Origin of the sequence: Christensenella timonensis (assembly GCF_900087015.1) — a bacterium.
GTDB lineage: Bacteria > Bacillota > Clostridia > Christensenellales > Christensenellaceae > Christensenella > Christensenella timonensis.
The window spans coordinates 1,232,560-1,244,941 of the sequence record NZ_FLKP01000002.1; the positions used below are offsets into that span (position 1 = coordinate 1,232,560).

Here is a 12,382-nt window from a genome sequence, read left to right on the forward strand (position 1 = left end):
CTATGGCATCAGGCAAACATTTTCCGAAACGCGGCAGGAGTCATACCGACATATGATTTGAAAAGCTTGCTGAAATGTTTGGAATCGTTGTATCCAACAAGGGAAGCAACATCATTGACGCGATAGCGGATATCCAGCAAATATATTTTTGCCATCTCCATACGTTTTTGTATGAGATATTTACTGAAATTTATGCCTGTTTCTTGCTTAAAAATTTCACTGACATAGTTGGGATGCAGGAATACCTGCTTTGCGATATCCTCCAGATGGATATTTTCATTATAATGCTCGTCTATATACTGTTTGATTATCGCAATCAAGGTGCTGGTCGTATCGTTTAATGGATTAGAAATCATATGTATTTTATTGATGCACTCACAGACACAAGCATCCAGCTCTAAAATAGTAGCACATTCCTCAATACTGTTATATATATCATTGCGGGAATATTCTGAAAAAAACTTTTGAGATACAAAGGACGTCATAGAATCCAATAAGAAATCTACTATTTTACGTGTCAATTCAAAGATGTCGGTACTGCTGAACGACATCGCAGCAATTTTTTCATAATAAATTTTGTCTACAGTAGCCTGTATTGTTTCATGGTTCTCGGCTGTAATACAAGACGAAAGCAACTTTTTGATATCATTGACAAAGAGTTTTTCGATCATGTTTTTTTGTAGTTTGTTTTCTGAAATTTCAATAACGGAATTTTCGCCGACTATAATTCGCGAACGCAAAGCAGCATTGGAATGTTCAAATGATCTACGGATGTCCTTAATATCATCGACAGGCTTTCCTATTCCTATGGTTATGTCATATTGGGACGTATACATTGAAGAATGGATGATATCAGAAAATGATGATTTTGTCTGTTGAATGATTTCTGTCGCTTTGGATCGAGAATAATTAATAAGCAAATAGCAAATATTGCCGATGGAAAAGGTGAAAATCTCTGCACTGATATCAGTGAGGTTCTTTTCTAATACAGAGCATATGGAACGGTTGACGACATGGTTTTTTTCACGGTCTGCCGAAACCTTGCCTTGGCGCAGAGAAGCGCTGACAGAAAAGATTATGAATAGTTCGTCTGTAAAATGGCGCATAAAAACATTATTGATATAATCGATATCATGAACATTTACAGCAGAAATGCTCATTAGATTTTGCAGGTATAGCTCAAAGCTTTTCGACGAACTTTCCAGCAGGGCTCTTTGCAAAGAAGTATTGTCAGAAGTATGGAAGGAAAATATTTGTTTTTTTGCAGAAAGCACAGCCCTCTCGAGTTCATCACTGTCGACAGGCTTTAACAAGTATTGGAGAACCCCAAATTCTATAGCGGTTTTTGCATAGACAAAATCATCATAGCCACTGATGATAATAAACTTCGTATTCAGGTGTAAAGTTTTTTGCAATACATCCAAACCATCCATACCAGGCATTTTGATGTCTGTTATGACTAAGTCGGGGGTATCCTCGATAATAAGGTTGTAAAGAGTGATACCATCTTGGGCACAGCCCACTATTTTAAACCCCAGTCTTGTCCAATCAATCATGTTTTCCAACATTTTGCAAATGCCGGATTCATCATCTGCGATTACAACTCGAATCATTTGGTTCCCCTCTTTATCTAAATAATTTCGTCCTTTAACAGTTTTGCAACGGAATATAGGTGGCTTTGCCGTGGTCTAAATAAAGGCAACGGTTACATATGGAAGAAATATCTTTCAACGAAGATGAGGCAAAAACAATGGAAAGGCCCCTTTTGGTGAGGCTTTCCAAAATAGAAAAGAAATCCATATTGTTAGCCACATCGTAATGATTGGTAGGATTATCCAATAGTAATATATCCGGCGCAGTAGATAAGCATTTTGAAAATTGTATTTTTTGTAGTTCGCCGGTGTTGAGCTGCTGAATGGATAGGTTGGTGTTCACAGAGGAACCAGCGACTTTCAATAATGTCTTAGCAAAAACAGCCTTTTTTTTGCGGTTCAGAAAACCCATTTTTTTGATTTTTTTCATGGATGGTAAAGAAATATTATCTTCTACTGACATATCTGGAATCAAACTTGGGTAACTTGAGAGATCGGAAAGATACGAAAAACCATTTTTTATGGCATGGTAGGTCGAGCGATTTAAGATTATGTGACCATCTTTTATGATCGTCCCGGAACAATTCTTGGAATATCCGAAAATCATATCTAAAACTTCGGTTTTATATAATCCCACAGGATCATAGATGCCAAATATTTCTCCTCTTTTTACGGAGAAACTAATATCCGAAACAAAATGCCCGGACAGATTCTGGACGATAAGGCGATTGTTTTCTGAGGAGGATAAAGTATTATTTGGATTGAATGTGGCGGGGTTGGCAATGGAATGGATCAATGCTCCAATATTATTTTGCGAAGCGGAAAATTCCCCTAGCGAGGTACCGTTGTGCATGACTAATATACGATCGGATAACTCCAATGCTTCTTTTATATTATGGGTGATATACATGACGGAAATATTCCTACTTTTCAGTTTTTGTATGATCATTTTGATATAAGCAAAATCCAGGTGAGTACAGATAAAGGAGGGTTCATCAACAATAAAAAGTTCTACGCCGCTTGCAAATACGCCGGCCAACTGGACCATGGCTTTTTCTTTGGCATTTAATTGGGATACCTTTTTATTGGGGCTGATATGGCAATCGATATAATCCAAGATCAATTGTGCTTTACTGTTGAGTTTTTTTACGTTGACGAAGTGAAACCCAAGAGCACCAAGGAAGATATTTTCGGCAATGCTTAATTCATCTACGAGCATATTCGTGTCGTTGGCGACAAAAACCGATTTGTGTAAAAAATCATGGTTAAGGCTATTTAAAAGCATTTCATTAAAATATATTCGGCCGGAAGATGCGCTATCACACCCAGAGATAATATTTACTATAAGAGTTTTCCCCGCACCGTTTACACCGACAACAGCGAGGACTTCTCCCTGAAAAACTTTAAAGCTAATGTTATGGAGTAAAATATCTCCATTGACATTTTTGGTAATGGAATCGACTCTTATTCTCTCTTTTTTCATGACACCTATCGATAATGAAATATAGAATCGTTTACACGATAAACCACGAATTATGGCTTAATTCAATTATAGTAAACAATTGTGCTTATGGCAAACAAATGTATACAAAAAGAAGTAGACGAAATCAAGAAGAGGGAGGGGGAATTTCAGATATATAATTTAACATGGATAATATCGTTGAAAATCACACCCTAAATTTGAAAATCATCTCATTGTGGAATGACTTTTGTGGCAATAGAATGGTACTAACGAGATTCCATATCGTAAATTCTTTTTTTTACCGAAATGAAACACCCAATAATCAATTGAACAAGGAGGAAGGAACATGAAAAGATCTAAGGTAATTGCAATGGTGGTTGTAGTCGTAATGCTGGTATCGCTTCTGGCGGGCTGTGGTACGCCTACGGCAGAGGAAAAGACGGATGCTGGAGCAGAAACGGCTGCAGCGACGCAGGAGGTACAGGAGGGAGCACAAGCAACGGGAACGCCGACAGAAAGTGAAGCGGCAGAAGCCTCAGGTTCATCGGATAAGATCCTGGCTGAAGTGATCGACACTGATATGAGCGTACTGAAAGGTAAAAAGATAGGCTGCGCACAGAGGATCACAACGATTGCATGGCAGATTGCGCAAATGGACAGCCTGACATCCGCTGCAGAAAAATATGGTGTAGAGTTCATATATACAGACGCCGATAACGACCAGTCAAAACAGATATCCGATGTGGAGGATCTATGTGCCCAAGGCATAGATGCCTTGCTTTACCCTGCTGTGGAATATGAAGCCGGCGCGGCAGCTCTTGAAATTGCGGCGAAATATGATGTGCCGGTGTTTTTAATGGGGCAAAATTGCGAAAAAACTGACGATCAATATGTAGCGGCAGCCCTGACGGATTTTGAGCTTGACGGGGGACTTTGCGGACAATGGATCGTAGAGAATATGGATAGCGCTAAAATTGTAGAAATACAGGGACAACTGGGAACAGATACTGAAATAGGAAGAGAAAAAGGATTTGGAGAAGCCATTGCGGCCGGAGGGGAAAATTATGAAATCATTGTACAGCAATCCGGGAATTTCATGATGGATGATGCACAACAGGCAATGGACAATATTATCCAATCCTACAGTGGAAAGTTTGACACTGTGTTTTGTCATAATGATGAGATGGCTCTAGGCGTTTTGGCGGCCCTGAAAGCAGCGGGACTGGAAGGTAAGATCACGGTAGTGGCAATAGACGGACAGAAAGCGGCAGTACAAGAAATTATCAATGGTAATATAACAGCGATAGCCACTTGCGAAACCCGTATAGGCGATCTGATGTTTTCTATGGTGGCAGCTTATATGAACGGTGAGGATCAGCCTAAAGTGACGAGTATCCCATCTGAAATAATCGATAAGAATAATGCGGAAGAAGCGATGACAAACGGAATGGCGTTCTGAGAATGATATGGTGAAGTATAGTCAATAGAGTGGACAGAAAAAAGTGAAGATAATTAGGGGAAACGAGCATCAGCTTCATCGGGAGTCAAATAACCAAGAGAAGAATGGGGACGTTTGGCATTGTAGAAGGCTTCAATATAGGAAAAAATAGCCAACTTTAAATCGTGAAAAGAAGAGTAGCTTCTACGGTTAGCTTCTTCCTTTTTCAGATATTTGAAAAAAGATTCACATACAGCATTGTCAAACGGATATCCTTTCTTGGAAAAAGACTGAACAATATTAAGGGAGTCCAAAAGACTACGGAAAGCAAAAGCGGTATATTGAGTTCCACGGTCAGAGTGAAACATCAGACCCTTGGGAGCGCTGCGGGCGGCATAAGCTTTACGGAAAGCAGTGATCGTAAGGTCCACATCCTGTTTGGAAGACAGGTGCCAAGCAATGACCTTGCGGGAAAAAAGGTCAATGACAACGCAAAGATAATACCATTTTCCGCCAGCCCGCAGATAAGTAATATCACTCACCCAAACAAGATTAGGGGCATTTTGAGTAAAGCTTTGGCGGAGACGGTCGGGACAAAGGCTGTCATCGGAACGACAGAAATAATGTCTGGGGTGAGCAGTAGACATTTTTGGTAAATGCATAGAGCGCATCAGGCGGTACACTCGTCCAACGCTGATGCGGACGCCATAGTCACGCTGGAGGACATGGTGGATTTTATAGGCGCCAAGGCGTTTGTCATAATCAGCATAAATAGTAAGGATAAGGCGTCGAAGATCCTGATTAAGAGAAACACGGGGAGCGGGAGGAGAATAAAAATGCTTGTAGTAAGTGCTTCTATTGACATTCAGGACACGGCAAAGCGTTTGAATACGGTGCTGAAAACGGAGCCTGTGGACAGCGTCTAATCGTTGTTTGAGTGAGGCGTGAATATGGCAATCGCTTTTTTTAGGATAAGGTTTTCTTCTTCGAGCTGTGCATTCCGTTTTTGGAGTTCCTTAACCTGTTTGGCAGTAAGGACTTCACCGTCGTCGACCTGAACGGTAGAATACTGCTTGATCCACTTGCCAAGGGCGGATTGAGAAACGCCGTACTCTTTACAGAGTTGGGTCTGTGTTTTGCCATTTTGGAAAAGAGATACGAGAGACTTTTTAAAATCATCATCGTATTTTTTGAAGTTATTTGCAGCCATGAAAGAACCTCCTTTTTGTGTCTCTTTTATTGTAATAGACTGTTTACTTTTATGTCTACTTTTTTAGTATAGATCCAATGGGAAACGGGTAAAAGGGAAGCTTGCTTCCCTTTTACCCCAAACGGAGGGAACAAGCAATGCATGAAGAAAAACCTATCTTGCTGGATATGCGGGGGATCTGCAAATCTTTTATTGGTGTCAATGCATTAAAAGGAGTCGATCTTGTAGTACGGGAAGGCGAAATACATGCGCTGGAAGGCGAAAACGGAGCAGGAAAGTCTGTCTTGATAAAAATTTTGACAGGCGTATACACCAAGGACGCCGGAACAATCATTTATCAAGGTGAAGAAGTTGATTTTACTGTTCCCGCGCAGGCGCAGAATGTGGGAATCCATACGATTTACCAAGAATTGAATACGATCCCCTATTTGAGTATTGCAGAGAATATGTTTTTAGGAAATGAGATAAGAAACAAAAATGGACTGATCGATTGGGAAGCAACTTATTCAAAATCGGAGGAAATATTAAAAAGTTTTAACCTGAATATAGATGTAAAACAGCCGATCAATATGTTATCGGCAGCAATGCAACAGATGGTTTCCATTGCGGCTGCGGTGTCGAAAGATGCAAAACTGGTCATTATGGATGAGGCGACTTCTTCATTAGATGAAAAAGAAGTTGCACTGCTTATGAATATCGTTGAACAACTCAAAAAGAAAAATGTTGCCGTGATCTTCATTACACACCGCCTGAATGAAGTATATGAAATATGCGAGAAAGTTACGATTATAAAGGATGGGGAATTCATGGGACGGTATGATGTAGCTCAGCTGGACAAACTGAGTTTGATTTCTAAAATGATCGGACGGGATGCATCTACCATCATGGATTACAGGAAAGAATATGATTATGATGTCGAAAATAATGAAGCAATATGCGAATTTAGAAAAGTGGAAGATGGAAAGCGCCTAAACGGAGTGAGCTTTGCCCTTAAAAAAGGGGAAGTGTTGGGGCTAGCGGGGCTTCTGGGATCGGGAAGAACTGAAATCGCCAATACCTTGTTTGGAAATCACAGGATTACACACGGTGATATCAGGCTAAAAGGGAAACATGTAAAGATTAAGCATGTCAAAGATGCTTTGAAAAATAAAATGGTCTTGTGCCCGGAGGAGCGAAAGCGGGACGCAGTTTTTCCGGATATGTCTATCAAGGATAATATTACGATGACGATCCTGAAAGAAATCAGCCGGTTCGGATTCATAGATTTAAAGAGGCAAGAAAAAATTGCGCAAAAGTATATAGAACGATTAAAAGTTAAAACGCCAAATACCAAGCAAAGGATAAAATTTTTGAGCGGCGGGAACCAACAAAAGTGTATTATCGCAAGGGGACTTGTATCTGATCCTGAAATCGTGATCCTTGACGAACCGACACGGGGAATCGACGTAGGCGCAAAGATGGAGATAGAATTATTAGTCAGCGATATCGCAAAAAAGGGAATCAGCGTAATCATGATATCGTCAATCCTGGAGGAACTGGCCCGCGATTGCGACCGTGTGGTTATCATACGTGAAGGAAAAGAAGTAGGGGAATTGTTGCGCGAAGATATTACGGAAGAAAAGATCATCCATAGGATATCCGAAGCATATTCGTAATAAAGTGAGGTGGAATAGATGAATCAATTCGATACAGAACTTCAGAAAATACAAGAACGCAGCAACAAGGCCCTAAAACGCAGGGAATTTGTTACCAAATATGGTGCGCTGCTCGTCTTTGGGGTGTTGATGCTAGTGAATGTCTGCATAACGCCTAATTTTGTAGAGATGTCGACAATTTGGAATATTATCATACAATCTACGCCGGCATTGTTTGTTGCAATGGGCATGACGTTTGTGATAGCAATCGGAGGGATCGATATCAGCGTTGGATCCACAATGGCTTTATGTGCTACTACCACTACGCTGATGATGTTGCATGGCTATCCTGTTTTGGGAAGCGTACTGGTAGGAATACTAATAGGGCTGGTCGTGGGACTGGTTATAGGGGTTTTGACCATACAGCTGAAAATACAGCCGATGGTATTGACATTAGCTATGATGATTATATTAAGAAGTATTTCGCGTATTATCTGCGATGTGAGAAGTGTGCAGGTGACAGATGAGGGGTTTATATCCTTATCATTGACTAAGTTTGGCGAAGTTCCGATTCAGCTGGTCTATGTAATTTTGATTGTAATTATTTTCTATGTTGTAGCTGAGTTTACTGTATTCGGAAAATCAATAGAAGCAATCGGTAACAATGCAATCGCGGCAAAACTTTCGGGAATCCGTTCCAATATGATGTCGATTCTGGCATATGTGATATTGGGGCTTCTTTCCGTCGCTGCGGCAATGCTTTCGGTTTCCAGGTCTATGAATTGCAATCCAAGTACATTTGGATCAGGGATGGAGCTGGATGCAATTGCGGCCGTAGTAATCGGTGGTACGTCTATGTCCGGAGGAAAGCCCAGAATTTTAGGAAGCATGATAGGGTGCTTTATTATGACGTTGATTACTATGACGGTAAACATGAATGGGATCGATACCTCGTATTCAATGTTACTGAAGGCATTGATCATTATAATTGCAGTTTATATGCAGTCAGATAAAAGCATGAAGAAAAAGAAAATAAAGGCTCACAAGGCTATGGCAAGAGGGGGTCAATAATGGAAACGAATCGTATCAAGGGCTACATAAAAGAATATTCGACGCTGATAGCGTTGATTGTAATAATCATAGTCGCTTCTTTTGCTTTTGAGAACTTCTGTTCCTTAAATAATTTCAGTAATTTGTTTAAGCAGGCAAGCATGATTGGGGTCATGGCAATAGGCGGTTCCTTTGTTATTTTGACAGGCGGAATCGATTTATCCGTGGGATCGCAATGTGGCTTTGCATCGGTGATAGCCGGTTACATTGGGGCTGCAACAGGCAATGCGGCATTGATGGTTATAGGAGCCATAATTACGTGCGCGGCATGGGGTGCATTAAATGGATTTTGTATCACTAAACTTCGCGTTCAACCTTTTATTGTTACACTGGCAATGATGTCGGGTATTAGCGGCGTGGGACTTCTTATTACAGAAGGCGGAAATTCCGTTAGTATTGTGCTCGAAAGCTTCCGGGCAATCGGGATCGAGTCGGTAGTCTTTATCCCGATTCCTGCGATCATAATGATTTGTGCGTTTATACTGGCCGCATTGGCAGCTAAATATACTGTGTTCGGCAGAAACTGCTATGCAATTGGCGGCAATGAAGATGCGGCGGTCATGAAAGGTATTCCCGTCGATAAGACAAAGTTTTTTACTTATGTACTTAGCGGTGCGTGTGCGGGACTTGCAGGGGTGATTCTGGCGGCAAGGACTTATTCCGGAAATATTTTGCTGGGAGAAGGATACGAAATGGACGTTATTGCCTCTGTTGTATTGGGCGGCACATTGCTGAGCGGAGGCAGGGGGAAAGTCCTCAACTCCATGTGGGGAGCGCTCATCATCACAATTATAGGAAATATCATTAATCTGAATAAGGATATTCCCTATCAATGGGAAGGATGCGTTACGGGAGGAGTGCTGCTCATTATTCTTATTATCCAATCAAGGATGACAAAATCGGAAAAACAGCTGTGCTGCTAGAATAAAATATTTTATCGGATTAGGAGAAAATACCATGTCGAAGTTTTATCAAGAATTATATGAGGCCATCCTGGCATTGCCAACGATTAATACACATTCGCACCATATGGAGGATGAAAAATTTGAACGGTTTGACCTGGATCAAATATTGAGAACATCATACGTGGATTGGTGTAAAGTTCCCTTTGATTCTTCAAAGAAGTCGAGGCAAGAGTATTTGGAAAAAGTAAAATACAAATCTTTTTTCAGGGGACTGCAGCGCAGTATTATGAAAATATACGACGTTTCCGAAGAACTGACCGTCGATAACTGGGATGAGTATAACATGTTGATAGCAGAAAAATATAAATCTGCAGAGTGGCAAATCGGTTTATTGAAAGACATTTGTAATTACGACAAGGTTATCCTGGATGCGTATTGGAATCCGGGCGACGACAACGGACATCCGGATCTATTTGCGACAACATTTCGGGTGGATCCTGAGTTTTTCGGATACGATAGAACTGCCCTTGACCATGATGGCTTTAATACATATACACATTATGGAAAATCTTTTAACAATATTGATGACTTTATGGAATTCGTCTATATTCTTGTGAGAGAGCACATTGAGGCGGGAAGCGTTTGCATTAAGAACGCAATAGCATATGACAGGAATATAGACTACAGGAGTGTGAATAGAGCAGACGCGAATAAGGTGTTTGAAAAAAAGGATTACGACAAAAAGGATATATTGAATTTCCAGGATTACTTTTTTGACGGCGTCTGCAAACTTGCAGCGGAATTAGACGTTCCAATCCAGTGTCATACGGGAATGGGGCAGCTCGGAAATACGAGAGCGATTAATATGCTTCATGTTATAAAAGAAAATCCGAAGACGAAGTTTTCCTTGATGCATGGCAGCTTTCCGTGGTGTTCTGATATACTTGCATATTTGGATATGTATCCTAATGTATTTTCTGATATTGTATGGTTGCCGTCACTATCGCCTACAACCGCAAAATATATGCTGCACCAGTTGATTGAAGTGGGAACCTCTGACCGAGTGGTGTGGGGATGCGATACGTGGAATTCGGAGGAAAGCTATGCGGCAAAATTGACCATGGCAGATACCCTGGCCTGTGTATTGGACGAAAAAATCGAAAATGGATATTTCACTTTGACAGATGCGTATCAGGTGATTGAAAATATCATGTACAACAATGCAAAATGCTTGTTTAAGATAAAATAAATGACGATTGAAGCCGCACCCTTCGCAGGCATGACCTTATAGAATCCAGCCGATATGATGAGGCCACGGCCAATCATCAATCATTCATATTGTTGCTGATAGCAGTTATAAGGCGGAAAATTGCTACTTACCCTCCTGCCAGACAATAAAAACCGTTCTGTACGGAAAAGCAGAACGGTTTTTTGTCATCCCTGTATAATGCGTAATGCTTCGGGACATTTTTCATGAATTGATGGTTGACAAATGAAAAGGGCTCTGGTACTATAAAAACAATAAAATTATATAAAACATATATGTTTAATATGTTTTATATAGGGACGGAGGACTTGATGGACTGGCATAAGGTGCAAAAATCCAGATCGGCAAGGGAACGAATGCGGCGATGTTGTAACGGGAAAAACAGGAAATAAAGATACCTGTATGCAAGGATGCATCCAGGAAAACCACACGGCTTGACCAAATAAGGAGAAAAACAATGAGCACTTTTAAAGACAGGGAAGTAAAGTTCGAGACCTTGCAACTGCACGTAGGACAGGAACAGGCTGATCCGGTAACGGATTCGCGCGCTGTGCCCATTTACCAGACGACGTCATATGTGTTCCACGACAGCGATCACGCACAGGCGCGGTTCGGGCTTGCGGATGCGGGGAATATTTACGGAAGGCTGACAAACCCCACGCAGGATATTTTTGAAAAAAGGATCGCTGCGCTGGAGGGAGGAACGGCCGCGCTGGCGGTTGCTTCTGGCGCGGCGGCAGTGACATATGCGATACAGAACCTGGCTTCGGCGGGAGACCATATCGTATCTGCCAAGACGGTCTATGGCGGGACATACAACCTGCTGGCACATACGCTTCCGCAGTATGGTATTACGGCCACGTTTGTCGATCCGGATGAGGAAGGAAGTTTTGAGGAAGCCATACAGGAGAATACGAAGGCGATTTTTATCGAGACGATGGGAAACCCGAACGCTAGCCTGATCGACGTGGAAAAGGTCGCGGGCATTGCACATCAGAACAACATACCGCTTGTGGTGGATAATACTTTTGCAACGCCGTATCTGTTCCGTCCTATAGAGCATGGCGCAGACATCGTCGTACATTCGGCGACAAAGTTCATCGGAGGGCATGGAACGACAATTGGCGGCGTGATCGTTGAAGGAGGCAGCTTTGACTGGAAGGCGAGCGGGAAATTCAAGAGCCTGGTGGAGCCCAACCCGAGCTACCACGGTTTGAGCTTTGTGGATGCAGCGGGCCCGGCGGCGTTTGTGACAAAGATACGCGCGATCCTGCTGCGCGATATGGGCGCTACGTTATCTCCTATCCATGCCTTCATTTTCCTGCAGGGATTGGAAACGCTTTCCCTGCGCGTGGAAAGGCATGCTTACAACACAAAAAAGGTGGTCGAATACCTGAATCAGCATCCAAAAATCGAACGGGTAAACCATCCTTCGCTTGCACAGAGCGGGTACAGCAAGCTTTATAAGAGGTATTTTCCCAATGGAGGGGGTTCCATTTTTACGATTGAGGTCAAAGGCGGCGCGAAAGAGGCACGCGACTTTATCGACAGGCTGAAGATATTTTCACTGCTCGCAAATGTAGCGGACGTAAAATCCTTAGTGATCCATCCGGCGAGCACGACACATTCGCAGCTTACCGGGGAGGAGCTTTTGGAGCAGGGGATCAAGCCGAATACGGTGCGGCTGTCGATCGGGACGGAGCATATCGATGATATCCTCTATGATTTGGAACAGGCACTTTTATAGAACGGAGGAAAAAAGAA

Annotated in this window: 9 protein-coding genes; 6 read left to right on the forward strand and 3 right to left on the reverse strand. The window is 42.0% G+C overall.

Annotated elements, in window-relative coordinates; translation table 11 throughout:
• Nucleotides 1–8: 8 nt before the first annotated feature.
• Complete coding sequence (locus BN6471_RS07250) at nt 9–1,613, reverse strand: response regulator (protein WP_066647129.1); 1,605 nt, start codon at nt 1,611–1,613, stop codon at nt 9–11.
• Nucleotides 1,614–1,647: 34 nt separating this feature from the next.
• Nucleotides 1,648–3,075, reverse strand: coding sequence for an ATP-binding cassette domain-containing protein (locus tag BN6471_RS07255; protein ID WP_066647131.1), 1,428 nt, complete (start codon nt 3,073–3,075; stop codon nt 1,648–1,650).
• A 325-nt stretch (nt 3,076–3,400) separates the two neighbouring features.
• Here BN6471_RS07255 and BN6471_RS07260 point away from each other — a divergent pair, with 325 nt between their 5' ends.
• Nucleotides 3,401–4,513, forward strand: coding sequence for a substrate-binding domain-containing protein (locus BN6471_RS07260; RefSeq protein WP_066647133.1), 1,113 nt, complete (start codon nt 3,401–3,403; stop codon nt 4,511–4,513).
• 53 nt (nt 4,514–4,566) lie between these two features.
• Here the strand turns inward: BN6471_RS07260 and BN6471_RS12540 are convergent.
• Nucleotides 4,567–5,702, reverse strand: a protein-coding gene (locus BN6471_RS12540) for an IS3 family transposase (protein WP_147553978.1) whose coding sequence is annotated in 2 segments (ribosomal slippage) — nt 4,567–5,450 and nt 5,450–5,702 — 1,137 coding nt in all. Because the reading frame shifts where the segments join, the coding sequence is not laid out codon by codon here.
• A 137-nt stretch (nt 5,703–5,839) separates the two neighbouring features.
• Here BN6471_RS12540 and BN6471_RS07280 point away from each other — a divergent pair.
• From BN6471_RS07280 to BN6471_RS07300, 5 genes are all read left to right on the forward strand, one after another.
• Nucleotides 5,840–7,357, forward strand: coding sequence for a sugar ABC transporter ATP-binding protein (locus BN6471_RS07280; protein WP_066647135.1), 1,518 nt, complete (start codon nt 5,840–5,842; stop codon nt 7,355–7,357).
• Between the two features lie 18 nt (nt 7,358–7,375).
• Complete coding sequence (locus BN6471_RS07285; RefSeq protein ID WP_082903392.1) at nt 7,376–8,407, forward strand: ABC transporter permease; 1,032 nt, start codon at nt 7,376–7,378, stop codon at nt 8,405–8,407.
• On the forward strand, nt 8,407–9,369 hold the full coding sequence (locus tag BN6471_RS07290; RefSeq protein WP_066647138.1) for an ABC transporter permease: 963 nt from the start codon (nt 8,407–8,409) through the stop codon (nt 9,367–9,369). Before BN6471_RS07285 ends, BN6471_RS07290 begins: the two co-directional genes overlap by 1 nt.
• A gap of 34 nt (nt 9,370–9,403) precedes the next feature.
• A complete protein-coding gene (locus BN6471_RS07295; RefSeq protein WP_066647140.1) occupies nt 9,404–10,600 on the forward strand; it encodes an amidohydrolase family protein in 1,197 nt (398 codons plus the stop codon).
• Between the two features lie 475 nt (nt 10,601–11,075).
• On the forward strand, nt 11,076–12,365 hold the full coding sequence (locus BN6471_RS07300; protein ID WP_066647143.1) for an O-acetylhomoserine aminocarboxypropyltransferase/cysteine synthase family protein: 1,290 nt from the start codon (nt 11,076–11,078) through the stop codon (nt 12,363–12,365).
• Nucleotides 12,366–12,382: the final 17 nt, after the last annotated feature.

Bases quoted from the DNA above. Each gene is read 5' to 3' on its own strand.
- BN6471_RS07250 (WP_066647129.1), bottom strand. From the start codon at position 1,613: ATGATTCGAGTTGTAATCGCAGATGATGAATCCGGCATTTGCAAAATG.
- BN6471_RS07255 (WP_066647131.1), bottom strand. From the start codon at position 3,075: ATGAAAAAAGAGAGAATAAGAGTCGATTCCATTACCAAAAATGTCAAT.
- BN6471_RS07260 (WP_066647133.1), top strand. From the start codon at position 3,401: ATGAAAAGATCTAAGGTAATTGCAATGGTGGTTGTAGTCGTAATGCTG.
- BN6471_RS07280 (WP_066647135.1), top strand. From the start codon at position 5,840: ATGCATGAAGAAAAACCTATCTTGCTGGATATGCGGGGGATCTGCAAA.
- BN6471_RS07285 (WP_082903392.1), top strand. From the start codon at position 7,376: ATGAATCAATTCGATACAGAACTTCAGAAAATACAAGAACGCAGCAAC.
- BN6471_RS07290 (WP_066647138.1), top strand. From the start codon at position 8,407: ATGGAAACGAATCGTATCAAGGGCTACATAAAAGAATATTCGACGCTG.
- BN6471_RS07295 (WP_066647140.1), top strand. From the start codon at position 9,404: ATGTCGAAGTTTTATCAAGAATTATATGAGGCCATCCTGGCATTGCCA.
- BN6471_RS07300 (WP_066647143.1), top strand. From the start codon at position 11,076: ATGAGCACTTTTAAAGACAGGGAAGTAAAGTTCGAGACCTTGCAACTG.